This window comes from Ureibacillus suwonensis, from assembly GCF_042655065.1.
Classification (GTDB): domain Bacteria; phylum Bacillota; class Bacilli; order Bacillales_A; family Planococcaceae; genus Ureibacillus; species Ureibacillus suwonensis.
In genome coordinates this window covers 1-26439 of record NZ_JBHSNQ010000178.1, presented here as the reverse complement: position 1 = coordinate 26439, position 26439 = coordinate 1, and the positions used below count along the sequence as shown (strand labels likewise).

Here is a 26439-nt window from a genome sequence, read left to right as displayed (position 1 = left end):
TCAAACTCTCCATAAAAGAAAATTTGATTAGCTCAAACTTTTGTCCGTATCCAATCCGTCAACGAGGGTTAACGAATCGGAAAAATTTATAACATTAACGTTTCGGTGTTCAGTTTTCAAGGTTCATCCAGGTAATTTGTTGTGATATTACGAAATTATATCACATTTTTTTATTAATTCAAGTGTTTTTTTGCTCTTTTTTAGCGAGCTTTTATATTGTAGCTAAATTACTTTCCGTTGTCAACATTTTTATTTCCTTTTCGACTTTCATCTCGAAGGGAAATCTATTGTATCAACTTATTCAAAAAGATGCAACATTTTTTATGGATTTATTGCAATAAAGTTAAGACCGCTATGCATAACACGCCTGGCAAACCCAGAATCGTGATTGTGAGTGCCGAAAAAAAGTTTACAGGGATGATAATATCAAATCCATCCAATGTAATGTGCGCAATATATAAAAAAGTGAAAGAACATGCCAGACGGAACCAAAAAACCGTCAGCTTTTCAATGATTAGACCGTAACCGATTTTTTTGCCCATTAAAAGTAAAATCATGAGTAGCACGCATATAGCACCCAAACCAAAGTATGTACCCATTCAATCCCCTTCCGAATTAAAGTACATAGGAAACATATGCTATTACGGCTACTCTTAGTATCGTTTTCAACAAACATTCCTTTTTGCCTTGACATGTATGAAATGCTTGCCTTTAACACCGTCTCTATGAATTGGCAAATTCCTTAATTAAAAATGATCCATATTTAACGAATCATTATTTTTCTGATTCGTGCTTCTTTGAACAAATAAAAATGAAGACTTTCCGCTATTTTGCTTTGAGCGATTACATCCAGATTATAATCTTCCGTCAGTTCTTCAAGCTGCTTTGCATAATTCCAATCATCTTTTGTTTCTTTTATCAAACGAATCAGTTGTTCATCAAATTCTTTTTTCAATTTCCCTTTACGACTGAATAAACCCACCTTATATTTCACGCCGCCCTTCCAAAGCTTTTGATAACGTCACTTCATCTGCATACTCAAGATCGCCGCCTACCGGTAATCCGTGTGCAATACGGGTTGTCCGGATTCCCGAGGGCTTCACAAGACGTGAAATATACATCGCTGTTGCTTCTCCTTCGATCGTTGGATTAGTCGCCAATATAAGTTCCTTTACCCTTTCATCTTTCAATCGGTTGATTAAAGACGCCACATTAATATCTTCCGGTCCAACGCCATCCATCGGTGAGATGGCTCCATGCAAAACGTGGTACAGACCATGGTAATCTTTCATTTTTTCCATGGCGATTACGTCTTTCGGATCCTGTACAACACAAATCGTTGATACATCCCGAGTTTGGTCGGAGCAAATGTGGCAAGGGTCCACATCTGTAATATGTCCACAAATCGAGCAGTAGGTCAAATCCCTCTTTGCATCGACTAATGCTTTGGCGAAGGATAAAACTTCATCTTCCTTCATGGTTAAAACGAAAAATGCCAGTCGAGCCGCAGTTTTCGGACCGATGCCTGGCAATTTCATAAAGCTATCAATGAGCTTTGATATTGGTTCAGGATAATACATGAAAAATTGCCCCCTAGAATGGAAGGTTTAAACCTTGAGTGAATTTGCCCATTGTTGCAGCAGTTTCTTCTTCCACTTTCTTTAATGCCTCATTCGTTGCAACGACAATCAAATCTTGCAGCATTTCCACATCTTCCGGATCCACAACGGAAGGATCTATGTTGACCTCAAGCACTTTGCGTTCCCCGCTTACAATTACCTTTACCATGCCGCCGCCAGCAGTACCTTCAAATTGTTTTGCATTTAATTCTTCCTGTGCCTGAAGCATTTCTTTTTGCATTTTTTGCACTTTTTTCATCATGTTTTGCATATTTCCCATTCCACGCATGAAAACGTCCTCCTTCATTGCATTCATTAAAAGGGATGCTGAATCTCCTCAATCATCCACTACCTCAACAAAATCTTTTCCAAACATCTTTTCCGCTTCTTTCACAATCGGATCTTCCGATTCCGCCTCTCTCACATCATCGATATAGGGCGCTTCCGGAGTACTTTCCTGAACCTTGTTTTCCGTATTTTGGGCTTTTTTGGAGTTTAAACCGTTCTCACGGATAAAATTTTCCCGCAAAACGGTCCATTGTCTTTCCGGAATACATAAAATTTCATACATGTTCCCGGTTTGTTGGAAAAGAATTTGTGAAAATGCAGCAGTGAGATCCCTGTTTTCAGCAACCATTTGACAATGTATATCATACTTGAATTTTATCACAAATGCACTAGAAGATGCTGCAACTGGTTCCGCTTCCGCGAAAAGGGCGGATTGGGATTTTTGCAGCTGGTTTAAAGCCGGCATCCAGGCATTTTTCACTTGCATAATATCCTTTTTCGTAGCCGCTTTTAATACCTCTTTTATTCTTCCCTCAGGCGCTCTGTATCCATTCGTGATTTTTATTCTTTGGCGATTCTCTTCTTTTGCCGGTGTGTTTGAAGGAGAAATCGTTGCTCCATTTTCGAGTTGTTCTTTCAATTGAAAAATCATTTTCTCCAATTGGGCAACTTTATTGCCCAGAGCGGGATCCGCCTGCGGTGCATTGGACGTGCCGGCATTTGATACTTGGGCCATTTTCAACAAAGCCGTTTCCAAATACACCTTTGTATGATGGGAAAATCTCATATCCTGTTGGGTTTTCGAAAGTATATCTATATATCCATAAAGCGTATCCGCCGAAAACTCCCGGGACAGCTCCACAAATTTTTCCTCGGGCGTAACCAGCTCAAGCAATTCCTCCAAATCCCCGCTTGTTTGAAGCAACAATAAATCCCGGAAAAAAGTAATCAAGTCTTCCGATAACCTTAGCGGATCTTTCCCTTCCGCAATCAACTCTTCCAATAAGGAAAGAACATGAGCGATGTCCTTATCCTTTAAAGCGGCCGCCAAATCATAAAACACATCCTGGCTAATGGAACCGCTCACGAGCAATGCATTTTCCAGCGTCAACTTTTCTCCGCTGAAGGATACGACTTGATCCAATAAACTTAAAGCGTCCCGCATCCCGCCGCTTGCCGCTTGCGCAATCACTTTCAATGCCTGTTCTTCATAAGGCAGTTGGATATCTTCCAACACCAATTTCATCCGTTCCACGATATCGCTCGATGACAGGCGTTTAAAATCGAATCGTTGACAACGGGAAATGATGGTTGCCGGCAGCTTATGCGGCTCAGTGGTTGCCAAAATAAACACCGCGTGGGCTGGAGGTTCTTCCAACGTTTTTAACAATGCATTAAAAGCGCTCGTTGAAAGCATATGCACTTCGTCGATAATATACACTTTATAGCGGGCGCTTGCCGGAGCGAACCTTACTTTTTCAATAATGTCGCGGATTTCTTCAACGCGGGAATTGGAGGCGGCGTCGAATTCAATGACATCCGGATGCGAACCTTCCGTTATGCTGATGCAAGTGGGACATTCATTGCACGGTTCGTTTGTCGGTGCTTTTTCACAATTCAATGCTTTAGCAAAAATTTTGGCCGTACTTGTTTTCCCTGTACCCCGGGGGCCGGAGAACAAATACGCATGGGTTGTTTTATTTGCCAGGAGAGCATTTTGGAGCGTTCTTTTCACGTGGGTTTGACCGGACATTTCGCGGAAACTTTGCGGCCTGTAAACACGATAAAATGCTTGATACGTCAACGATTTCCTCTCCTTTTACTTTCTCGACATACTTGTAGCTTCATTATAACACTTCTTTTTGTCGAAGCGGTAACAAAGGATGATTGAAAAAGATGGTGCCACCTCTCCATGGCACCATCCCAAATCTATTTTTTCTTCATCCCTTTTAAAATTTGAGCCACGTTCGTTTCTTCTTCCGAAATTTCACGATCCGGCGAATCTTTCTTTGGCTGCGCCACCTGCTTGAAGAAAGACCAGCCAAATCGTCGAAGGGTTATATCAATAAAGAAAAACAACAAGCTGGCAAACAGGAGAATCGTGGAAATACTTTGACGCGTTGCACCCTGGTCTTTGAAGGCCCGGAACACTTCTTGCGGCTCTTCAATAAGTTTTCCGCCGGTTTTTTCAGCCATTTCTTTCAGCAGTTCTTTGTCCGCCGGCTGCAAATCATATTCCGCGCTATACGGCACCGTCAATCCTGCTTGATAGACATCGTCCCCTTTGGAAATGCTGAAAAACACAAGTCCCGGTTTTGCATCCACCACTGCCCGGACTTTACTTGCCGAAACCGGCTCCAATTGGACTTCTAACTCATTTCCAAGTTCATCAACGGCTGCCACATCGATAAAGGCTGCTTGATTTGTTGGATCCGTAATGACGAACGAGCCGTCCCGATCCATTTTGATGTCGTACGCAATTTCATTATAATTCGGCAATAATCTGGAAACGGCTGTATGCCAAAAATCCACCCATTTGTCCCAACGAGCCCAATCGCCTGTCCAGGCACCCGTTGAATCGGATGTAAACGCAATGGTCCGCCCTAAGCCATATTGCCATTCCACAAGCACCGGATCTTCCTTTTCGCTTTCCGCAATCACATGGGATGCCGCTTTTGCCGTTGTGGCAATATAGGCATTCATTTGTGGAACGCCCTCTTCAAACAATGGATTCCATCCTTCCGAGCGGTAAATAACCGGATAAAAAGGGTGATCTTCAATATATGTCCGGGAAATCATCGCCGTCTCCCGGGATAAAATTGATGGAATCGTTGTTGCATCCGACACGTCATAAAATCTACCGCCGGCCAGTTCACTCAAACTTTCCAGTAAACGCCGATCTGCATCCTCCCCGATGGCAACCGTTGACAATGTAACTAGATTGTCCTTTCCGTCTTCGATGAGAGCTTCATAACTTCCGGATGCGACCGACTGTCCATCGGTCAACAGAATAATATGTTTTCGCTGTAATTTTAAATGCGACAAATTTCCATAGGCCAATGAAAGGGCAGGATATATATTGGTGCCCCCTCCCGGCGGTATAGATAAGATCGTTTCGATGACTTCTTCTTTATTTTTTAACGGGCTTGTTTCAATGAGCTCCCATGGTTCGGAGTCGAAAGCGATAAGCCCGAACGTATCCCCGTTCCGGAGCAATTCCACAGAGCGAACAGCAGCTTCCCTTGCCAGTTCCATCTTCATTCCGGCCATACTGCCGGAACGGTCAATGACTAGAACAAGGCCCAAAGATGGCAATTGATGTTCCCCCTGCACTTCCATTTCAACCGGCAACAGGCGTTCAATCGGCGTTTTAAAATATCCTCCAAGGCCGAAACTGTTTTCACCGCCGACCATCATAAAGCCTACGCCAAAGTTCTTCACCGCCTGTTCGATGACGCCCATTTTCGCTTCCCCGACAAGATGGCCGGGGACATTGTCAAAAATGATGGCGTTATACTTCAAGATGCTGGATAAGGAACTTGGCAATTCTTCGGCAGCCACTTCATCAAACTGAATGGAAGAAGGGTTCAAAAGATCGGCGATTGGCGACCCTTCCTCCCGATTGCTCACAATCAGCAGCCGGGGAGCGCTTTGGACAATGGTTACGCTTGTCAATTTATTATTTTCCAAAATCGCATCTTCGTCCGTTTGAATGGACGCTTCGTATTTCACTAAACCTTCCTTGCTTCCTTTATGGCGGTACGTAAACACATTTTTTCCTTCTTGCAGCTGAACCTTTTCCCTGTGAATAAGCTGATCATTTTCATACAACAATAACTCACCGGTTGTATCTTTCGTCGACTCAATTTCCGCCGTCAATGGCTGTTCTTCCCCTTGATAGGACACTTGAGGCGTCGTAAAACTCCGAACGGCGACATCGTGAGCAACATCTCTGCTGAGCGGGACAACATCAACGGAAATTTTTGAACCGGCCATTTTCGCTATGCTTTCCAGTGCTTCCCCTTTTGTTTGCAATCCATCCGTCAGAAGTACGATACGTGCAGCCTTGTCCTTGTCAACGATGCCCGACGAAAGCTGTAAGGCTTGTTCGATGTTCGTTTCGTCCACTTCGTCCATTTCACTTAATTTTGGGGCATGTTCCAATGTTTTGGAAAGGATTGCTTCCGTTTGAAAATTTGATGCGAAGGAATAGATTCCCACCAAGTGGTTGTCTTTCTTCGATTCCAAACTTTCTTCAATGAAATCCAGCACTTCTTCTTCCGTGCCGGCCATCGAAGCGGAACGGTCAATCAGGAACAATACTTGCTCCTCTTTTACCGGCAAAAGTAAATAGGGGGAGGCAACGGCGAAAACAAGCATGGTCACAGCAATGATGCGGATAACGAAAACGATTTTATGTTCTTTCTTCAAAACCGCACGGTGATGCCGCCACGTCCAAATAAAATATGCCAAGAGTGGTATGAGCAAAAGCAGGAATATTGGATAATCAATTCGCAAATCCACGTCTTCTTTGCACCTCCCACTCTATGATGAGCAATAATAAAATGACGGGCACAATCCATCGCGCCAGGGATTCATTCCTTACTTCCTCCTGTCCGCCTTTGACATTACCCAACTCAAAACTGTCCCCTTCCTGAATCGTCCGTTCCGTCTTCGGCAATTGAACAATAAACGGTTTTTCTTCATGCTCAGAACGTGCAACATAATATCCAGGCTTTGCCGGCGCCCGAAACTCCTGCGACCGTTCAAAGGAAGACACGTATTTTCCATCCGCGGTGTAAATGGACCAATCGCCCGGAACCAACGATACGGCCCGTTGTTCATTTGGTGTGAATATGCCTAATGAACCTTTCCCTTCCGTCAGCTCATTTTGGACACTCCATAAAAATAAAGGGAACGAAGGATGTAGAGGCCAATCGGTTGATTGGATATCCGTCAAAATCACGATATCCCCTTTCGGCGACCGTTGGATCAGCGGATGGCCATCCACCTTGGCAATCGTTTCAAAGTTTTCAAAAGGAGGATAAACGGCGCCTACATATACATCTTCCAATGAGCTGAAGGCAAACAGTTCATCTTGGGAAACTTCCACTTTTCCACTTACTTCGCTTTCTATCTCGTCATCACGTCCAATCAATATGATCGGTTCAACCCGTTCGAGAAGTTCTGTTTGATTCGTCACGACAATGGTTCCCTTCAACGACTTCAATTGTTGTTCCGGAACAGATTTCACATCTACGCCCAACGATTGGAATCCCACTTGCACCAATTTATGCATATCTTGCCCTATCGCAATTTCATACGGATCGCTTCCAACGATGGTCATGATCGAATTGTCCGCTTCATAATCATCGTTGACTTGAATTGCTGCATTGAGCACATCACTTTCAGGCAATGATTCAAAAGTGTTGATCCATTCTTCTTTTGGTTGCAACGTAATCGTTTTTTCCAAAAGTTCCTTGCCATCTCCATCGGAAAAAGAGAGGCGCACGGTTTGATTTTCTTCCGTTTCGTTTTTCAGCTGCAATAAAGCAAGAGTTTCACCATTTACGTTCGTTGCAGCCAAACGGGTAACGGATACATTCTCAAATTTTGCATCGGCCCCCTTTACAACCCATTTCACCTGTTCGCTTTCAATCGGCAATTCTGTACGGGAAACGGCGTCCGTAAATAAATAAATCGTTGTTGGCGTATTCCCCACAAAGGCATTAGCCATATCAATCGCTTTCGTTAACTGCTCTTCTTCATAGGTAACAGCCAATTCATCGATGGCTTTTTCAATTTGCCGCGCATTGGTTTCTTGCCGGAGAACCGCCTTTGGTTCACTTCCGGTTGTAATGATGGTTAAAGGCCTTTCACCCACCGATTTGACGAGAGAACGCATTTCATCCCGATGTTTCTCAAATATCGTTTTTTCTTTTCCCGCAAGCATTGTCGCAGATGTATCAACAATCCAGATCACTTGCTCACCGCTGATTTCCTTCGTTTTGACATATGGATTCATCAGTGCAAGGACGAATAAGAGCAGCGCCAACATTTGCAAATAAAACAACGCATTCCGCTGCAAATGTTTTAAGTAAGGTGATACTTTGGTTTCTTGCATCACTTGTTCCCAAAAAAGGGTGGAAGATACTTCTTGTTTTTTATATTTTTTCCGAAAGAAATAATATAAAAGAACAATGATTGGGAAAATTATCGCCCATAGAAAGAAGGTTTGACTAAAACCCAAAGTGTATCACCTCACTGTACCCACCGATTCTTTAATAGTTGATGAAAAATGGCCCGCTGAATCCCGTCTTCCGCAACTAATTGGATGGTTTTAATGCCAAAACGGTTACAGATGGCATAAAATGCTTTCTCATGCTCATCCCGTTCTTTTTGATACTGCTCCAGCACCTTATTCGACATCGAAACATTCAGTTCTTCATCGCTTTCTGCATCAATCAGCCGAACATCTCCGGTAAAGGTTGGATGCAATTCTTCTTCCGTCACAATTTGAATGCACCGGACATCCCCTGAAAAGCGGGGGAGCTTGCGGAAAAAATGTTCCCATTCTTCCAGAGGCTCCAAACCGTCCGTCACAACAAAAAGGACGGTGCAGTCTTTTGGAATGGCCTTTATACCATTTCGGGCAAAACTGCCTTTAATGTTTGCCTCCTGCATGTTTGTCACCATTTGCAAGTAGGCTTTCCGATAAGCGGCCCCTTTTTTTCTGAAAAACGTATTTTCTTCTAATGTGGAAAAGGAAAGCCGGTCGTCCCGGTTCAAGACCATAAAGCCTAACGCACAGGCAATCTGTCTTGCAAACAGCCACTTTTTCCCCTCCCCCATCGAGCGGGAAGAATCCAGCAAAATATGGACCCTCATTTCTTGTTCATCCAAAAACCGCTTAATAAAATATTTTTCCGTTCTTGCATAGACATTCCAGTCCACTTGCCGCACGTCATCCCCCAAGGCATATTCCCGATAGTCGGAAAAATCAAGGGATGAACCGATACGCGAGGAGCGATGGGAACCTTTATGGTGTCCCCTCAATTTGGAAGATGTGGCAACCGATAAGCGCCCCAATTTTGCAATTAAATCATCCGGCAAAATGAAATGACTCATGATGAAGCTCCTTGAGGAATCTCATTTAAAATTTCTTCAATTAACGCGTCTGTCGTTTTTCCTGTTGCTTCCCCTTCATAGTTCAATAGAATCCGATGGCGCAATGCCGGCTTGGCCACAGCTTTAATATCCGCAATGGCTACATGGAATCTTCCGTTATACACTGCCCGCGCTTTCGCAAGTTTAATGATGCTTTGGAATCCCCTTGGCCCGCTTCCGTACATGACGTATTGCTTCACAAACGGAAGGGCGCCGTCCTCTTTCGGATGGGTGGCCACCACCAAATCGGCTGCATATTCCAGCATTTCATCGGCCACCAATACTTCCTTGACCATTTGCTGCGCAACAATCAACCGCTCCGCATCCATCACTTTTTCCAACTGCACATTTTGCGAACCGGTTGTCCGTTTAACAATTTCGATCAACTCTTCTTTGCCAGGATAAGGTACCAATATTTTGCATAAAAATCGGTCCATTTGCGCCTCTGGCAAAGGATAGGTTCCTTCCATTTCAATCGGGTTTTGCGTCGCCAATACGAAAAACGGTTTCGCCATAGGCTTTGTATCGCCCAAAATCGTCACCGTCTTTTCCCCCATCGCTTCCAATAAGGCGCTCTGGGTTTTCGGCGTCGCCCGGTTGATTTCATCGGCCAACACCATTTGGCTGAAAATCGGGCCCGGCTGAAATTCAAATTGCTGCATGCCGCTTTCGGTGCGCTGAATGATATTTGTCCCTGTAATATCGGCAGGCATCAAATCCGGCGTAAATTGAATGCGGGAAAAAGATAAATCCAACACCTTTGAAATCGTCCGAATCAACATCGTTTTCCCCATGCCTGGCAAGCCTTCCAATAAGGCGTGGCCATCCGCTAAGATGGAAAACAGCGTATATTCGATGGCCTCTTCCTGGCCGACAATGAACTTGCCGATTTCTTCCCTTACCCGCTGCAATTGTTCGGCCATTTCCGCATATTGTTGTTCACTAAACAAACGAATTCCCCCTACTCCTCAGACTGAATCGATGAAAAATACGACTCCACGACATTTTGTAAATCCCTCGGCAATTGTAGACGTTTTGTACTTTGCATGTACCGCTCTTCATATTGTCCGACCACTTCTTCATATGGCCGTACCGTTCCTTTCGTCACCGGAACCGTTCCTTTTTGTTCTCCCGCAGAGTCTCCTTCACCTAATGGACCGCCGTCTACAGTAGGACCGCCGCTTTCTCCCACCCGTTCAGAAGGGATGGAGAGCAGGCTGCGGCCTCCCATTCCTGTTCCGGCACCGCTCCCAGCTGATGCTCCGCCTCCTTGTCCACCAGATCCGGAACCGCCGCCCTGTCCTTGGCCACTTGTCCCGCTGCCGCTTCCTTGTCCTTGACCACTTCCGGATCCGGTCCTTCCTTGCCCTTGATTGTTGCCGGAGCCGTTGTTTCCTTGGCCCTGATTGTTGCCGGAACCGGTACTTCCTTGACCTGTCTGACCGTTATTTTGCTGTTGGTTATTTCCTGTCCCGCTCGGATTGTTGGAAGTTTTTCCGCTGGTTGTGCCGTTTTGAGATTCAGCCATTTTGCTGATGGTGTTTTGCAGATCAATGCTGATCGGCTTTCCCAGTTTGCTTAAAGCCGTCTGAGTGCCGGATGCACTTTTCGCAAGCGCATTCTTGATTTCCGCAATATCTTTCAGCTTCTGCACTTCTTCATCCGTCAACCCTGCTCCTTCTCCATTTTCAGCCAGTTTCTTATCTTGCAGCTTTTGTTCTTGCAGGTTCAATTCCTTTTGCTTTTTCACCACTTCACGCAGGGCTTGTTCGGAAGTTTCCACTTCTTTCAACTTTTCAAGCAGCTCTTTCATTTCTTTTTTCGCATCTTCCGATTGGGCTTTTTTCTCCAGTTTGGCTACTTCCTTTTCAATTTCCCGGATGACTTCCTTTTCTTTTTCAGCCACTTGCGCATCCTGCTGCGTTTCTGAAGGAAAAATCAACAAAGTCCCCGTTATAATGGCGGCGATTAATATACCCACCAACGTTTTTGGCCGCCAATAATGTTTCTTGCGTTTTTTAAACCGTTCATAGGCTTCTTCCGACTCATTGGCCGCTTTATTCAGGATGGAATCTGCCAATGGGTGTTCATCCTGTTTAAAAGAAAAAGCCGTGACAAGCTCGTTATATGGATAAAAAGCGTCCAACTTTCTCAGCGCTTCTTTTGTGCGAACGCGCTTGAACCACATATATCCGACCGTTGCAACAAACGCCGCGCAGGCAATCATCAAAGCCGTTTCATCGTAATAGGCAAAAACAAAGAAGCGAGAAACGATGAGGATCGCCAAACCGGATATTAATGACAGGAAAATCCCGTATTGCAACATAGGCAGCAGTTTTTCGGCATTCAAGCTTCGTTGTGCCCGCTTTACATAGTTCATCAACTGTTTTTGACGATCCATCTTTCTCACTCCTTAGCGATTGGTTTTCATATTTGCCCGCAATTTGCGAATGGCGATGGTTAAACATACCACAGTGATCAGCACATAAAAGATTAAATATACAATCCAATTTGGAAAACTGATTCCCACCATTTCCTGCAATCCATTCTTTATGTCCGGGGAGAGCAAAGTGGCAATCAGTACGCCCGGATTGATACATGCCCAGAAATAGGAAATCGGCGAAAATGGCGTCAGATTTTGGGCGTTTTGATTTGTGACCATCATCTCCAATGAGTAGCCAATGAAAAAGAAGAATAAGGTAATAGCCCCCAAAAAGATCATTGACCCGTAGGTTGCAATCATGGAAACAATCGTTCTTTTCGTAATCGTGGAGAACATGATGCCGATGCTGCCAATGGCAATGAGCGTCACCAAATAAAAGAAAAACATGGTGACGAATTGCCATGGAGATACGCCTCCAAACAGAAACACGATGCTATAAAGCGGTAGCCCGGCAATCAGCATTAAAATAAGGAATGCCACGGACGACAGCAACTTTCCGACAATAATTTGCGACGACGTTTGGGTTGTTGTCAGCAAAATATTTAATGTTTGTTTTTCCCGCTCTGTACTGATTGCTCCGGCGGTTAGCCCCGGAGTAATGAACATGACAAGGGCCATTTGCAATACGGAAAGTACGACAAACATCGTAAAACTGTCGCTCGGTCTAAAAAAGCCGGACACCGAAAATTCAGTGAATACAAGCAGGAAGCCGGACACAAATATGATCAATGACGCCAAATAAAACATCAAACCGGAAAAGCTTTTAAAGGCGCGGAAACGCAATTTCAGTTCCTTCAGCAATACGGGATTCAATATCAGTCCTTTCATTTCGCATCCGCTCCTTTCGTAATCGCCATATAAACATCTTCCAAATCTTTTTGCTCCTCCATGAAAGCATAGATGGAAAGTCCCGCGGAAACCGCTTTTCTCAATAATTTCATTTGTTCCTCTGCAGATCCTTTATAAACAAAAGTGATTTCATTATTTCCTTCCAAGACTTCAATGGATGAAATAAACGGATCTTCCTCCAAAAACTTCACCGTCTTTTCAATTTCGTCCAATACTTTCACCGATATATGCTTATCGCCTTGCAATTGGGCCTGAATCGTTGCAACACTGCCTTGGGTAATCAACTTGCCGCGATCGATGACGCCTATTTCATCACACATCTCCGCAAGTTCAGGAAGAATATGGGATGAAATCAGGATGGTTTTTCCCATTTGTTTTAGCTGCTTGATGATTTCCCGCATTTCTACCCTTGCCCGCGGATCCAAACCGGAAGCGGGTTCATCCAAAATCAAAACTTTTGGATCATGGATGAGCGAGCGCGCCAAACATAGCCGTTGTTTCATCCCCCGGGATAATAAATCCACATACTCATACCGCTTATCCGACAAATTCACAAGCTCCAAAAGCTGCGGTATGAGCACTTTTCTCTCTTTTTCCGTAAGCCCGTAACAGGCGCCATAAAAATCTAAATATTCATCGGTTTTCAACTGGTCATACACGCCGAAAAAGTCAGGCATGTAGCCTATCAATCTCCGCACTTCCTGAGGTTCTTTTACAACGCTTTTGCCATTAATGAACGCATCCCCTGATGTCGGCGAAAGAAGGGTGGCAAGGATGGAGAAGGTTGTGGTTTTTCCTGCCCCATTGGCACCGACAAAACCGAAAACAACTCCTTCTTCAACCGTCATATTCAAACCATCAAGCGCTTTGAAATTACCAAACATTTTTGTGAGATTTTGAATTTCAATCATTCTTTTGCCACCCCCTTAACTTCAACAGATGGTATATGCATCAGCGATTCTTCGGCATTCGCGCCGACTTGCAGCAATATCAAAATTTCTCGGCCTTCAGAAATGTATTGGTCAATCTTTTCTTTTATTTCGTGTTCCTGACCGGTAATGGCTTCATATTGATTTGTCGAATTGTTCCAAATGGACATGGCTATACTGTCCTTCTCATGATTTTTTATCTTTATTTGAGTCAATTGGAAATTATGTTTATAAATTTCTTCCGGAACTTGGATTCGATATTCATACTCTCCAGGGCTTATGCTCCATTCTTTTGTTTGCTCATCAACCAGTTCAGCATAGCCCTCATTCACAGGATACACCCATGTTTCCATCATGCTGTCATTGATTGAAAATTCCCCATTGATTTCCATCTTCGGTTGGAACGTTTGAATGATGACCGCGATTGGACTCACTTCGGCACTGCCTTCCAATTGGATGCCGACAAGCGATTCTTCCACCCAGCCGACCAATGCCGGTTGATTTTCATCAATCAGATTGATAGCCTGGTAATTTAATTGATCGATCCTTTTCGGAATTAATTCATCCGCTTTTTTCGGTTCAAACCAGTAGTTTGAAGGGGCAACCGGTTTTAATAAAATGGTGCTGTTCAGCTGTTTTGAGACTTGCACGGTTTCATTCGGCTCGATATCCCCGATTTCGATTTTCCGGGAACCGGTCCAAATGGTTGCATCTTTTATCACAAATGGGAAATTATTTTTTACTGTTCCTTCAATTCCGGAATCTTTCACGGTTAAATCAATTTCAAAATTTCCGGCATCCGGGATATTTGTTTCCCCAATAACCGATTGCACAGACCAATAATTCAAATTTCTCAAATGAATGCTTGAGCCATTCCCCTGATTTTTTGTATAAGCTTTCTCATGCAACCTTCCCGTATTGGCCACACTATAATCAACCGTTGCAAAAGCGGAGGTATTTTCATCCATCGACAAAACAAAATCCCCGCCCCGGTTCGTTAAAATGGACTCCACATAATATCCCGACAGATCGTTTCCATCCACTTTATAAAAAGCGGACTGATTAATTTGCGACTGCATGATGCGGTCTTTGGCACCAACAATGAACATCAATAAAGTGAGCACAATCGAAAGTGCCGGGATCACCCACCATGCATGTTCCCTTTTGTCCATCTTTTTCAATAGGAAATATAAAATCGGTCCAACAATGAACATATAAAGGATGATTGTGACGATGATCAATACGGTATTCACTTGGAAGTAAGGGAATAATTCGTTGAAATTTCTGACTTCATAAGATAATGAGTCCAAATAATCCCCGCTGATCCAACCTAATAAACTCGTTTGGACATCCAAAATTTCGTTTAACAATTTCCCGTATCCATCCATCGTGGAAAGGGGCTGATCCCCCAACGAAAAAGTCGTCTGAATAATTTTCCCTTTTCCTAAATCAACGGAAGAAGCGAGAACGGTATCCCCATCAGCAAGGATTCTTTTGCTCCCTTCCCGTTCGGTTGCCTGAAACACTTCAATATTTTCCGTAAAGAGGCCGCCTTTGGACAATGTGCCCAATGCTTCTTTTGTAACAACGGCTTTTTCATTGGACAATTGTAAAGGAAGATATTCGCCGAATATTCCCATGGAACGCTCGATTTGCTCCGATGCCCCGACGAGAAGGATTCCTCCCTTTTTGACCCATTCAAAAATCGCCCGTTGTTCCTCTTCCGATAAATCAGCAATGTTCATCTCATCCACAACGAATAAATCCGCCATTGCAAACCCTTTTACATCCGAAGGGAACTCATAACCGGAAATTTGGTTCAGGTTGAAAATTTCAATATTGTAGTTCGGCACATATTGGCTTAAACGCAATAGGGCCGCCAAACGGTCGCTATTTTCTGTATAGGTGAAAATAAAAGCGGTATCCCCGTCGTGGAAATATCGAAAACGTGGATTTTTATCCCCTGAAAAATCGATTGCTTTCCCCTTTTCGATTCCACCTTCATAGAAAGTGAAGAGTGGTTCGTTTTGTGTGCGATAAATATAATCGTCAGAAAAACCATCCAAATAAATCGATAATGTTTTTGTTTCCCCTTCCGCCAAATCTAACGGAAATACTTGGGCAGATCCGGCTGAATAAGTGACAGCCGCATCAATGACCATATCGCCGGAAAAGGCGCTTCCGTTATTCGTGATGGTTAATTTTAACGGCAATGGTTGATATAATTTGACGGTATTATTGACCCCAATTTCGGCCTTCACTTCCAATTGGGGCGCAGCGCGAGCTGTATCAATATGAATAAAAAAGGTTAAAAAGACCAACGTCATTAAAACAAAAATATTTCTGTACACCCGTTCACATCTCCTTTACTTCTCCTTTATAAATTAGTACGTTTATTTAATCGTATAGTTCCTAAAATTAGAAAAAATAAGAAATTTTTAATAATCTATTAAGAAATTGTTCGCTATGGATTTCTTATTACCGCTATTATCCCTGGAACAAATAAAAAAACTGTAGAAATCCAATTTAATTTGAATTTCTACAGTTATTTCAAAAAACCTTTTTTATTTTATTATAAAAAAAGCCTGTACGGCACTCGATTCTTTAATCAATAATGCCGTGCACCTTTTCTCGACTGAGGCACATAGGTGCTACTCTTGTCGCCAGCTCGGGTCAGGCTACCCCACGGCACATGGGTGAAACCACTTAATGCTGCTTCCTTCCGGACCTGACATGGTTCATGGCTACCCATTGCGCGGGACCCAACCTTCAACGCTACGTGCAAGAGGCAAACCCTACATGCACACAGCCTCAAAAAGGAATTCAGTCTCGCTTGAGCGGATTGCGAGTTACAGGGCACCGCTACCTCCCCACCTAGCACGGCATAAATTAGTATACCTCATTTAAATGAGAATTTGCAATGTTTTGTTCTGGCGATTCTTCAATTAATAACACAAACTGCCTTTATCATCCTATCCATCCTTCAATTTTATAAATTTTGAATATTGACTTGTAAGAAAAATTATGATACATTACTTTTTGTCGAAATGGAGGAATACCCAAGTCTGGCTGAAGGGATCGGTCTTGAAAACCGACAGGCGGGTCAAACCGCGCGGGGGTTCGAATCCCTCTTCCTCCACCATACGAAGAAAGCTCAACCACTACTGAAAACAGTAGTGGTTTTTTTCATGCAAGCAATGAATGATTACTTTTTATTTTCCTTTTATTTTCGATTAGAATAGGGAAAGAACCATTTATTCAAGGAGTCTAAAATGGAACAATCAAAATCCATCATCAAACGGCATGATGTTTTGTTGATCTTCGCTGTTGCCATTGTAACCGCCATCGCCAGTGAAGTGAAAGTCATACCTTATGAGGGAGCTCCATTCCGCTTCGGATTGGGAACCGTCATGTTTTTATTGGCGGTATTAATTCTTCCTTTACCGCTGATTCATACCGGCTTCATTACCGGAATCGTCATTGTATTGTTCCGCACAATCTTGGACGTTGCCTTTTTTGAAAGCGCTTTTACAAATGCCATTCTTACACACTTGCCAGCCGGTCTGTTTTATATTTTATTTGCTTTCGGTTTATACATGATCAAACTTGAACAGCTTAAATCGAAACCGTTCCTGTTGGCCAGTTTGGTCACCATTATTGAATTTGCGAGCAATTCGGTTGAACAATTGGCAACTTCTTTATTTATAACCAACATTCCATTGACGATGAAAGAAATTGTATTGTTGCTTCTTGTTGCCTTCATCCGAAGTTTCTTTGTCGTGGGCATTTATAGTTCCATTACGGTAAAGGAACAAAAAAGGCAAGTGCAGCAATTATTAAATTTCATCTCCACTCTATACGTCGAAGCATTATATTTAAAAAAATCGATGAATGAAATCGAACAAATTACCGCGGATAGTTACAGTTTGTATGACCAATTAAAAAAGATCGACCCGATGTTGGGCATGAAAGCCCTGTCCATTGCCCAAGAAATTCACGAAGTAAAAAAAGATGAACAACGGATTTATGCAGGTCTCGCCAAAATACTGAATATGGAACAATTGGATGCTTATTTCATCTCAGAATTGCTTCAATATGTAAAAGAAGCAAATGAAAAATACAGTGAAATGCTAAACAAAAAGATTGAAATTGCCATTTCTTGCAATCATGATTTCCGTACGAAAGAACACATTCCATTACTGGCGCTCATGAATAATCTAGTCGCGAATGCCGTGGAAGCGATTGAAAAGGAAGGGACAATCCGTATCTCCATCAATACTTCGAAAGATTTTGCAACCATCACCGTGGAAGATACAGGAGCAGGAATTTCAAAAAATTTGATCCCTGTCATTTTCGACCCGGGATTTACGACAAAATTTAACCGCCAAGGAGTACCTTCAACGGGGATCGGCTTATCCCATGTGCAAGCAATCGTCGATAAATTCAACGGAACCATTCATGTGGAAAGCAATGAAACAACCGTATTTTCAATAAAAATTCCGATTAACAATTTACAAGAAGGGGTCTAAAGATGAGATATTTTATAGTGGATGACGATCGGGCAAGCCGTGCCATGCTCTCCCAAATCATTGAAGATAGTCAACTCGGAACGGTTATTGGAGAAGCTTCCAATGGGGAAGAAGCGATAAACCAAATTCTCGTGATGCAGCCGGACTTTGTCATCATTGATCTGTTGATGCCGAAATTGGACGGTTTGGCAACAATCGAACAGCTCCGTGAATACCATTACGATGGAAAATTCATCATGATCTCCCAAGTGGTCAATAAAGATATGGTTGCCCAAGCTTACGAAAAGGGGATTGAATTTTTTATCCATAAACCCATCAATAAAGTGGAAGTGGAGATGGTTTTGAGAAAAACGGAGGAACAATACCGGTTAAAAAACTCCATTTCCGCTATACGTGAGTCCCTTTCAAATATTGAAACACCGAATATCCATCAATCAAAAAAATCCACCCGCGACCATGTTTTAAGCATCCTGAATGATATGGGCATCATCGGGGAAGTGGGAAGCGAAGATATCACTAAAATTATTGAATTGTTGATGATGGATAGACAAAAAAATACTCCCCTTCCTCCATTAAAAGAATTATATGAACGGGTTGCAAAACTGACAAAAACAACCCCAGACGAAATCATAAAAGAAAGCAAATCGATTGAACAGCGTATACGCCGCACGATTTTGGCTGCAATGATCAATTTGGCCAATTTAGGTTTGGTGGATTATACAAATTCCGAGTTTGAATATTATGCCCCCCGCTATTTTGAATTTACAGAAATACGGAAATTGATGAGTCAAATCAAAAATAATGAAGAAAGAAAAGTAAAAATTAACATAAAAAAATTCATCCAAGTGTTGTTTGCAGATATCGCAAGTAAAACAAATTAAAAAAAATTTTTCTCGGATTTTGTCGGATTTTGTAAGTGTCTGATTATTATAAACTCGTATTTTTTTACTTAAACAGGGGGGGAATCTTTTGAAAAGAAAATTCAAACTCAGTTTAGCGGCACAGATTTTGATCGCGTTAGTATTGGGGATTGTTGTAGGGGCTGTATTTTATGGAAATCCAGCAGTCGAAACATATTTGAAACCACTTGGCACCATCTTTTTGAACTTGATTAAAATGATTGTTGTGCCAATCATCGTTTCGACGCTTATTGTCGGAGTTGCCGGCACTGGCGATTTGAAACAACTCGGCCGTCTTGGCGGTAAAACATTGATATATTTTGAAATTATCACGACCATTGCCATCATCCTCGGTTTACTGATCACAAACGTGTTTAAACCGGGCGAAGGCATCGATATGAATCAATTGGAGCAAACGGATATTTCATCCTATGTGGAAACCACTGAACAAGTTGAACATGATGGAGGTTTCATCGATACCATCGTAGGAATTGTACCGACAAACTTCATTGATTCCATGGCTCAAGGTGACATGTTATCCGTCATCTTCTTCTCCGTATTGTTCGGTTTAGGTGTTGCAGCAATTGGAGAACGGGGAAAACCGGTTCTTGCCGTCGCACAAGGTGTGGCTGACGCCATGTTCTGGGTGACAAACCTTGTGATGAAATTCGCTCCATTCGGGGTATTCGGTTTAATGGCTGTAACCGTTTCAAAATTTGGATTGGCATCCTTGATTCCGCTTGGAAAATTGGTAATTGTCGTTTATGCAGCGATGATTTTCTTTGTCATCGTCGTATTGGGCGTTACAGCGAAAATTGTCAATGTGAATATTTTCCAAGTAATTAAAGTGCTAAAGGACGAGCTGATCTTGGCTTACTCCACATCCAGTTCCGAAACGGTATTGCCGCGCATTATGCAAAAAATGGAACGTTTTGGCTGTCCAAAGGATATTACATCCTTCGTCATTCCAACAGGATATTCATTTAATTTGGACGGTTCTACATTATATCAATCCATTGCCGCGATTTTCATTGCCCAGTTGTACGGAATCGATTTGTCCATTGTTGAACAAATCACGTTAGTGCTTGTATTGATGGTGACTTCCAAAGGAATTGCGGGAGTGCCGGGCGTATCTTTCGTCGTTCTACTTGCAACTTTGGGCTCTGTAGGAATTCCATTGGAAGGGCTTGCCTTTATCGCCGGTATCGACCGTATCCTCGACATGGCACGTACAGCTGTAAACGTTGTTGGTAACTCTTTGGCGGCGATTGTTATGTCAAAATGGGAACGCCGATTTGATGAGAATCAGATGAATGAATATGTAACCGAATTAGCAAAATAAAGTTGATTTCAAGCATAAAAAGGAGCCTTTTGACAGGCTCCCTTCAAATCATTTTATAACCATCCTGGAATATAAACGGTTTTATTTATATCGGCTGAATGGAAAGGATCAAACTTTCTATTCAGTTTTTATTTTGCCAAAGCTTTCTCAAGATATTTGCGGATGGATTCTTCTCCATTGGCCAAAGCCTCTTTTTCTCTTGCTTCATCTTTCGCCATTTTTTCTTCCGCTTTTTTCAAAATTTCTTCTTCTTCCCCTTGCGGAATGACAACGACCCCGTCCACATCCCCGACAATAAAGTCTCCTGGTTGGACGCTGACGCCGCCGATGGCAATCGGAACATTCACTTTTCCACCGCCGTGTTTATTTCCGCTTGCGACTGTTGTCCCTAAAGCGAAAATCGGGAAATCCAGTTCACGCATCGCAGCAATATCACGGATTACACCATTCACAACAAACCCTTGGATTCCTAATCCCTTTGCAAGAGAAGCGACAAAATCTCCTGCCACGGCCCGGTTGGTATTTCCTTTCGCATCAATTACGAGAATATCCCCTTTTTGTGCAATGCTGATGGCTTCAAGCACCGCTTTATTCTCCCCATCCGGCAATCGGACTGTAACAGCTCGTCCAGCAATTTTATAATGGTCGCTCAACGGCTTAATGTTTGCATCTAAATTTGTATGTCCTCCTGTCGCATCAGAAATGGCTGTAGTTGGCACCGCTAAAAATCGTTCGACTAAGTTTGACATTTCAACATAACCCCTTTGAATTCACTAAATATTTCAACAATTCTATATTATAGGATAAAGTTTCCTTTTTCCATATAATTTTCAATTTCCTTCGTTAAAATTTAAAAAGAAAATCTTTTTTTGTCTCATTGCTCCCGGGAAAGTCTGAAAAAAATCCCCACTATTCTTCATCCGCTTTTATTGGCGGCTGCTTGTTCCCATCAATGAATTTCTCGCCATGGCAAGTATCGCTTTTTGGAGCAATTCGAACAGATCATGGGTTGCATACAATCCATAGCGTCCAAGCAACACATTCATCTTTTCAATGGGGTCTCCCGAAGCAATCTCCTCAAACAATTCCTTGCTGAAATGCCTGAATCCATGGCCGCTGATCCCTTCATGGCGCAAATCGATTAAACCGATCAGCCAATCTTGGGTGAAGTCCCGCACCAACTCTTGATAATATTTATTTCTTGGATTTTCTTTAGCCTTTTCCAAAATGATTTTTAAATAACTGTAAAAGTGACGGGATATCGGCCGTTTAAAAGGGACGCTTCTCTTCGCGTTTTTCCGCACCCAATAATAATTGCTGTCATTCACATCCCATCCCATGGCAAATAATAACGATTCCTCGGCCAGCCGGTAATAAAGCACAATGAAATCAATCAACTCTTCTGTTTTATACATTTGCTTGTAATAATTTTGCAAAAAGTAAATGAACGGACGTTGCTTGCCACTGGCCAGTCCCTTCATCACATGGATGAATTGCAATTCTTCCTTGTCATGATCAATGCTTTTTAATACCCTTTGCAATAAATTGAAATAGAATAATTCATTGTGGGAATCGATAAAAGTTGCATTGCCGTTGAGCAGATGTTGGCCAAACTGGAGCAAATGGAAAAGATCGTTGTCGCCTGAGTAATTCTTTAAAATCAACTCCGCAATTTGATATTTATTCAAATAAATTAAATGATGGACCAGTTGATAGATTTCCTCACCTTCCCCATGGATATCGGAGTTTCTCCATATCTCCTGCTTCATTCTCATCTCCGTTTTTAACGGAAAATGGGTCATGCAAAAATGAACGGCAGCATCCGTCAACACATTTCCATGGGGTTCCACGATCAGCCGAATTTTCTTTGCCTGCATTGCCAGGTTTTCCAGATATTCTTCCAAATCGTCCAATTTTTCCTGAAGCGTTTCTCCATGAAGCCGAATGTTTTCAACATCCGGTATGTTTGCCGTTTCCATCGAGGAATGAATCATGATCATTTCCTCATCGGAAATCACATTCTCCCAAAATTTCTCTAAATTGATTTCTCCTTTTGCCGGAGGGATGATCCATATGGTTTTAATCAACTTTTACAGCCCCTTCCCGTGCCGCACTGAACATCAATTCGATCAGATACAGATTCATTGCTTCCAAATTATCATCCAATGCACCGCCCAAATCACGGAGCATGATGCGAGTATCTCCCAAAAACCGCTCTGTTGCTTGGGGAATTTTAATATTTTTTGAACCGTAATATTCATGGAAGATGGCATTTTTTGAAATTGATTTGCGATTATGTCCGATGAAACTTTTATTGCGGACATTCAGCGCATTGGCCACATTGGAACTTTTTATGTAAAAATAGACACCGAAATACCGATTGATTTTCCCCTCTTCATACAGTTCCTCCACTTGATTGATGAACTGATAAATGGAAGAAGCTCTGGGAATGTCGATTTTTTCATCAGGACCATACTTGACGATATATCGTAATACCGCTTCCCTTGCACGATAAAATCGGACCAAAAACGCAGGATAATCCCCTTTTAAAAGAAGGGCTTTAATATGTCGATACAGTTCCTGAATCTGTTCCAGTTCTTTTTTCTGTTCCCCCTGCTCGCCGTTTAAACATTGCAGGATCAGTTCCATCTCCAACAACCGTAAATTGGAAGCTGGATGTATTTTCTTGGCTTCCATAAATTTTTCCAAGGCTTTTTCAAAATTGAAATTTTGCCGTAACAGCTGGACTTCCAAAAGATATTTAATAAACCGCGTTCGATCGTTTTTTTCAAGTCCTTCCATTAATTTTAAAGCTCCAACGTAATTGTAATCATGGATTAAATGTTGGAATAATTGAAGCCAGGACTTTTTATATGGGGAATCATGGAATTGTTGTCTGATCAGTTCCCCTGTTGCTTGATCTTGCAACATCAAACAGAAACGGTTCGCAAAAGTCTTGATTCCTCCGATAAGGACAGCCTGTTGCAATTGGGAATGTTCTCCTCTTGAAATCAATACCATTTCCTCAAAGGGTTCTTCAATGCAAATCCTATGGATCTCGCGATTGACTTCAATAAGTTCATTCTCAAACCATTTTCCTTTTTTTCTGTCGAGCACAATCAATTCCACATTCTGGTGGATTTTCTTTCGCAATTCTTTTTCCCATCGTTCCTCAAACTCCATTTGTTGCCGGATGGAAAAAGGGCGATGAAGACGTACCCAAATAAAAACTTTCTTTATTTCATTTTGGTGCGCCAAAGCAAATGCTTCCAGTTGATGTATCGATTCTTCAATATCAACCCGGTATAAATCATCAATTTGGTTCACCTCATTCGGCAATACCCATTGCAATAACCAGCTCATCCTTCTCTCACCTCGTACAATTTCCCATATTTAAAATATCTTACAATTCAGAGCGATTTCGTACAATCAATATTTCCTTTTCCAACCCTCCAACGGAAAGATAAGAATGAAAAGAAAAACAGGCTGCCCACCTTCCAGACAGCCCGCTTTTCTATAACTATTAAAAAATATCAATTGCCTTCCTTCAATGCTTCGTTCAAGCCATCCAAAATAAAGAGCAATTCTTCCACCGTTGTCACTGCCTGAAACAGACTATGCTGATGTTCTCTCAAAAATCCTTCTTCCATCATCTTTTCAAAATGTTGTATAAGGGCATCATAAAAGCCGTTGACGTTGTATAAAATGACCGGTTTTGAATGGATGCCGATTTGCGCCCAAGTAAAAGCTTCAAAATATTCATCCAACGTTCCGCAACCACCCGGCAACGCGACAAATGCATGGGAAAGATCCGACATTTTCTTCTTTCGGGTATGCATGGAATCAACGATATATAGTTCCGTCAATCCTGTATGTAATTTTTCTTTTTTATTCATCAACTGTTTTGGCATCACTCCAATGACTTCCCCGCCTTCGGAAAGAGCCGCATCCGCCACTTTCCCCATCAATCCTTGGGTGGAACCGCCATAAACAACACCATATTTTTTCTTTGCCAATGCTTTCCCTAGTTCAATGGCCGCTTCCTCATAAACCGGTGATTTCCCCGAAGACGATCCGCAATAAACTGCTACACGCAAATATGTCACCTTCTCCTTTTTCTTTCATTATATCGAATGAATGTGTAGTCCATGTAACAGAATTATAAATTTTCCTGCTATTCAATACCAATATGGAGAAATTGGGAGGTTTCATGTTACACTTACACCGAAGGAGAGAGGAAAGTGGCATTACACGAAAAAGATCAATTTTTTATGAGAGAAGCGATGATCGAAGCAAAAAAAGCGGAAGCCCTCGGCGAAGTTCCCATTGGTGCTGTGATAGTTTATCAGGACAAAATCATTGCCCGTTCCCATAATTTAAGAGAATCGACTCAAAATGCTGTCACCCACGCAGAGCTTATGGCCATACAAGAAGCCTGCAAAGTTTTGGGAAGCTGGCGGTTGGAAGAAACCACATTATATGTGACGTTGGAGCCTTGTCCCATGTGCGCAGGAGCCATCTTACAATCAAGAATTCCCCGGGTTGTATACGGTGCCCGTGACCCGAAGGCCGGATGTGTCGATTCTCTATACCGCCTATTAAACGACTCCCGTTTCAACCACGAATGCGATGTGACGGAGGGTGTATTGGCCGATGAATGCGGCTCCCTGTTAACCCATTTCTTTAAAGGAATTCGCGAACGGAAAAAGGCGGAAAAAGAGAAACTAAAAGACATGGAAGAAAAGGATAGTGATTGAGAGCATCAATCACTTTTTCTTTTTTGGAGGTTGATATTTTATTTGCAAAACGGGAAATCTATTATTTTATTAATATTTTTATAATAAAAATAGTAATAAAAAATCATATTTTTACCTGATTCCTCGTATCTATGAAATATACAAGCTTTCAGAAAATCAGGAGGATCAGGAACATATGAAATTTTTAACAAGACTATCAAACACTATAATGGAAAAATATTTACCGGATCCATATATTTTCGTAGCAATATTAACAGTACTTGTTGTACTGCTGGGCATTGGACTCACACCATCTTCCCCCCTTGAGATGGTGATCTACTGGGGAGATGGATTCTGGGGTTTGTTGGCCTTTACAATGCAAATGGTCATTGTTTTGACGGCCGGCCACGTTTTAGCGAACAGCCCTTTATTTAAGAAATTTTTGACCGCTGTCGCAAGCAAAATCAAGTCCCCCGGGGCGGCCATCATTTTGGTCACATTCATTTCATTAATTGCCTGCTGGATCAACTGGGGCTTCGGTTTAGTCATCGGTGCCATCTTCGCAAAAGAAATTGCCCGACATGTGAAAAAAGTGGATTACCGGTTATTAATTGCCAGTGCCTATTCAGGATTTATTATTTGGCACGGTGGACTTGCAGGATCTATCCCGCTTTCTGTTGCAACGGAAGGACATCCTTTTGAAGAAATCATGGGTGTGGTTCCGACTTCCGGAACCCTTTTCACTCCATACAATCTATTTATTGTACTCGTGATTCTCTTTACGCTTCCATTCTTCAACCGTTGGATGATGCCGAAAGAAGAAGATGTAGTGGAAGTGGATCCAGCGTTATTGGCTGAGGAAGAGCAAAAACTCCCGCCGCCTGAAAACACGTTTGCTTCCCGTTCCGAAAGAAGCTATATTTTAACCATTTTAATCGGCATCATCGGTGTGGCTTATCTCATTTATCATTTTGCCACAAAAGGGTTTGCCCTTGATTTAAACATCGTAAATACCATATTTGTCATCTTGGGGATCATTTTGCATGGAACGCCTCAGCGTTTCCTTGCCGCCACCCAAAATGCCATTAAAACCGCAAGCGGCATCGTATTCCAATTTCCGTTTTATGCAGGCATTATGGGCATGATGACAAATTCCGGACTTGCGGCAGTCTTTTCCGAATGGTTTATTGCCATTTCCAACGAAACGACGTTTTATTTATTTACATTCTTTTCCGCCGGTTTAGTCAACTTCTTTATCCCTTCCGGCGGTGGCCAATGGGCAGTTCAGGCGCCGATCATGCTGGAAGCGGCCCAAGTAATGGGGGCCGATTATGCAAAGACGGCGATGGCCATCGCCTGGGGAGATGCCTGGACGAATATGATCCAGCCTTTCTGGGCATTGCCGGCTCTTGCCATTGCCGGCTTAAAAGCGAAAGACATTATGGGATTCTGTGTGTTTGTTCTGATTTTTACAGGAGTGATTATCAGCATCGGCTTTTTATTCTTCTGACAATCGAGTAGGAGGGAGCGATTAACTCCCGTCCTCTCACACCACCGTACGTACGGTTCCGTATACGGCGGTTCAATTAAGATAATTGACGCAAGTTTTTATAACTTCCGTGAATAGCTGTTCTCTTT

The 26439-nt window shown here is 42.5% G+C and carries 22 protein-coding genes, 1 tRNA gene and 1 other RNA gene; 6 read left to right on the top strand and 18 right to left on the bottom strand.

Annotated features, from left to right (window positions below):
- Window positions 1-329: 329 nt before the first annotated feature.
- The 14 genes from ACFPOH_RS13560 to ffs form a co-directional block, all read right to left on the bottom strand.
- Window positions 330-599 carry a pro-sigmaK processing inhibitor BofA family protein gene (locus tag ACFPOH_RS13560; protein WP_342470717.1) on the bottom strand — a complete coding sequence of 90 codons (270 nt, stop codon included), beginning with the start codon at window positions 597-599 and terminating at the stop codon, window positions 330-332.
- 164 nt (window positions 600-763) lie between these two features.
- Window positions 764-994 carry a YaaL family protein gene (locus ACFPOH_RS13555; protein ID WP_342470718.1) on the bottom strand — a complete coding sequence of 77 codons (231 nt, stop codon included), beginning with the start codon at window positions 992-994 and terminating at the stop codon, window positions 764-766.
- On the bottom strand, window positions 984-1580 hold the full coding sequence (recR, locus tag ACFPOH_RS13550; protein ID WP_342470719.1) for a recombination mediator RecR: 597 nt from the start codon (window positions 1578-1580) through the stop codon (window positions 984-986). The genes ACFPOH_RS13555 and recR overlap by 11 nt, the downstream gene beginning before the upstream one ends.
- Before the next feature lie 13 nt (window positions 1581-1593).
- Window positions 1594-1908, bottom strand: a complete 315-nt coding sequence (locus tag ACFPOH_RS13545; RefSeq protein ID WP_342470720.1) for a YbaB/EbfC family nucleoid-associated protein — start codon at window positions 1906-1908, stop codon at window positions 1594-1596.
- Between the two features lie 48 nt (window positions 1909-1956).
- Window positions 1957-3711, bottom strand: coding sequence for a DNA polymerase III subunit gamma/tau (gene dnaX / locus ACFPOH_RS13540; protein WP_390310157.1), 1755 nt, complete (start codon window positions 3709-3711; stop codon window positions 1957-1959).
- A 125-nt stretch (window positions 3712-3836) separates the two neighbouring features.
- Window positions 3837-6431, bottom strand: coding sequence for a VWA domain-containing protein (locus tag ACFPOH_RS13535; RefSeq protein WP_342470722.1), 2595 nt, complete (start codon window positions 6429-6431; stop codon window positions 3837-3839).
- Window positions 6415-8157: a vWA domain-containing protein gene (locus tag ACFPOH_RS13530; protein ID WP_390310154.1), complete on the bottom strand. Its 1743-nt coding sequence runs from the start codon at window positions 8155-8157 to the stop codon at window positions 6415-6417. Before ACFPOH_RS13530 ends, ACFPOH_RS13535 begins: the two co-directional genes overlap by 17 nt.
- Window positions 8158-8168: 11 nt before the next feature.
- Window positions 8169-9038, bottom strand: coding sequence for a DUF58 domain-containing protein (locus tag ACFPOH_RS13525; protein ID WP_390310161.1), 870 nt, complete (start codon window positions 9036-9038; stop codon window positions 8169-8171).
- Entirely contained in the window at window positions 9032-9997 is a 966-nt protein-coding gene (locus ACFPOH_RS13520) for an AAA family ATPase (protein ID WP_342471207.1), read from the bottom strand. Before ACFPOH_RS13520 ends, ACFPOH_RS13525 begins: the two co-directional genes overlap by 7 nt.
- A 38-nt stretch (window positions 9998-10035) precedes the next feature.
- A complete protein-coding gene (locus ACFPOH_RS13515; RefSeq protein WP_390310152.1) occupies window positions 10036-11475 on the bottom strand; it encodes a hypothetical protein in 1440 nt (479 codons plus the stop codon).
- A 12-nt stretch (window positions 11476-11487) separates the two neighbouring features.
- Complete coding sequence (locus ACFPOH_RS13510) at window positions 11488-12345, bottom strand: ABC transporter permease (protein ID WP_342470726.1); 858 nt, start codon at window positions 12343-12345, stop codon at window positions 11488-11490.
- Window positions 12342-13277 carry an ABC transporter ATP-binding protein gene (locus ACFPOH_RS13505; RefSeq protein ID WP_342470727.1) on the bottom strand — a complete coding sequence of 312 codons (936 nt, stop codon included), beginning with the start codon at window positions 13275-13277 and terminating at the stop codon, window positions 12342-12344. Before ACFPOH_RS13505 ends, ACFPOH_RS13510 begins: the two co-directional genes overlap by 4 nt.
- Window positions 13274-15646, bottom strand: a complete 2373-nt coding sequence (locus tag ACFPOH_RS13500) for a COG1361 family protein (protein WP_390310149.1) — start codon at window positions 15644-15646, stop codon at window positions 13274-13276. The genes ACFPOH_RS13505 and ACFPOH_RS13500 overlap by 4 nt, the downstream gene beginning before the upstream one ends.
- 266 nt (window positions 15647-15912) lie before the next feature.
- Window positions 15913-16178, bottom strand: an RNA gene (ffs, locus tag ACFPOH_RS13495) — signal recognition particle sRNA large type.
- 166 nt (window positions 16179-16344) lie between these two features.
- Here ffs and ACFPOH_RS13490 point away from each other — a divergent pair.
- From ACFPOH_RS13490 to gltP, 4 genes are all read left to right on the top strand, one after another.
- Window positions 16345-16437: transfer RNA gene (locus ACFPOH_RS13490), tRNA-Ser, on the top strand.
- A gap of 130 nt (window positions 16438-16567) precedes the next feature.
- Window positions 16568-17824: an ATP-binding protein gene (locus ACFPOH_RS13485; RefSeq protein WP_390310147.1), complete on the top strand. Its 1257-nt coding sequence runs from the start codon at window positions 16568-16570 to the stop codon at window positions 17822-17824.
- Between the two features lie 2 nt (window positions 17825-17826).
- On the top strand, window positions 17827-18705 hold the full coding sequence (locus ACFPOH_RS13480) for a response regulator (protein WP_342470730.1): 879 nt from the start codon (window positions 17827-17829) through the stop codon (window positions 18703-18705).
- Window positions 18706-18793: 88 nt separating this feature from the next.
- Entirely contained in the window at window positions 18794-20065 is a 1272-nt protein-coding gene (gene gltP / locus ACFPOH_RS13475) for a glutamate/aspartate:proton symporter GltP (RefSeq protein WP_342580692.1), read from the top strand.
- A gap of 128 nt (window positions 20066-20193) precedes the next feature.
- Here gltP and ACFPOH_RS13470 read toward each other — a convergent pair whose 3' ends face one another.
- The 4 genes from ACFPOH_RS13470 to ACFPOH_RS13455 form a co-directional block, all read right to left on the bottom strand.
- On the bottom strand, window positions 20194-20814 hold the full coding sequence (locus ACFPOH_RS13470) for an RraA family protein (protein WP_342470732.1): 621 nt from the start codon (window positions 20812-20814) through the stop codon (window positions 20194-20196).
- Between the two features lie 177 nt (window positions 20815-20991).
- On the bottom strand, window positions 20992-22152 hold the full coding sequence (locus ACFPOH_RS13465; protein WP_390310145.1) for a hypothetical protein: 1161 nt from the start codon (window positions 22150-22152) through the stop codon (window positions 20992-20994).
- A complete protein-coding gene (locus ACFPOH_RS13460) occupies window positions 22145-23428 on the bottom strand; it encodes a hypothetical protein (RefSeq protein ID WP_390310143.1) in 1284 nt (427 codons plus the stop codon). The genes ACFPOH_RS13465 and ACFPOH_RS13460 overlap by 8 nt, the downstream gene beginning before the upstream one ends.
- A gap of 170 nt (window positions 23429-23598) precedes the next feature.
- Complete coding sequence (locus tag ACFPOH_RS13455; protein WP_342470735.1) at window positions 23599-24162, bottom strand: LOG family protein; 564 nt, start codon at window positions 24160-24162, stop codon at window positions 23599-23601.
- Window positions 24163-24306: 144 nt separating this feature from the next.
- On the opposite strand from ACFPOH_RS13455, the gene tadA reads away from it, so the two are divergent.
- Window positions 24307-24822 (top strand): tRNA adenosine(34) deaminase TadA, encoded by a 516-nt coding sequence (tadA, locus tag ACFPOH_RS13450; protein ID WP_390310140.1) that lies wholly within the window; start codon window positions 24307-24309, stop codon window positions 24820-24822.
- 175 nt (window positions 24823-24997) lie between these two features.
- Window positions 24998-26311 carry a short-chain fatty acid transporter gene (locus tag ACFPOH_RS13445; protein ID WP_342470737.1) on the top strand — a complete coding sequence of 438 codons (1314 nt, stop codon included), beginning with the start codon at window positions 24998-25000 and terminating at the stop codon, window positions 26309-26311.
- The last annotated feature ends 128 nt before the right edge of the window (window positions 26312-26439 follow it).

Bases quoted from the DNA above. Each gene is read 5' to 3' on its own strand.
- ACFPOH_RS13560 (WP_342470717.1), bottom strand. From the start codon at position 599: ATGGGTACATACTTTGGTTTGGGTGCTATATGCGTGCTACTCATGATT.
- recR (WP_342470719.1), bottom strand. From the start codon at position 1,580: ATGTATTATCCTGAACCAATATCAAAGCTCATTGATAGCTTTATGAAA.
- ACFPOH_RS13545 (WP_342470720.1), bottom strand. From the start codon at position 1,908: ATGCGTGGAATGGGAAATATGCAAAACATGATGAAAAAAGTGCAAAAA.
- ACFPOH_RS13520 (WP_342471207.1), bottom strand. From the start codon at position 9,997: ATGGCCGAACAATTGCAGCGGGTAAGGGAAGAAATCGGCAAGTTCATT.
- ACFPOH_RS13515 (WP_390310152.1), bottom strand. From the start codon at position 11,475: ATGGATCGTCAAAAACAGTTGATGAACTATGTAAAGCGGGCACAACGA.
- ACFPOH_RS13510 (WP_342470726.1), bottom strand. From the start codon at position 12,345: ATGAAAGGACTGATATTGAATCCCGTATTGCTGAAGGAACTGAAATTG.
- ACFPOH_RS13505 (WP_342470727.1), bottom strand. From the start codon at position 13,277: ATGATTGAAATTCAAAATCTCACAAAAATGTTTGGTAATTTCAAAGCG.
- ACFPOH_RS13485 (WP_390310147.1), top strand. From the start codon at position 16,568: ATGGAACAATCAAAATCCATCATCAAACGGCATGATGTTTTGTTGATC.
- ACFPOH_RS13480 (WP_342470730.1), top strand. From the start codon at position 17,827: ATGAGATATTTTATAGTGGATGACGATCGGGCAAGCCGTGCCATGCTC.
- ACFPOH_RS13470 (WP_342470732.1), bottom strand. From the start codon at position 20,814: ATGTCAAACTTAGTCGAACGATTTTTAGCGGTGCCAACTACAGCCATT.
- ACFPOH_RS13460 (WP_390310143.1), bottom strand. From the start codon at position 23,428: ATGAGCTGGTTATTGCAATGGGTATTGCCGAATGAGGTGAACCAAATT.
- ACFPOH_RS13445 (WP_342470737.1), top strand. From the start codon at position 24,998: ATGAAATTTTTAACAAGACTATCAAACACTATAATGGAAAAATATTTA.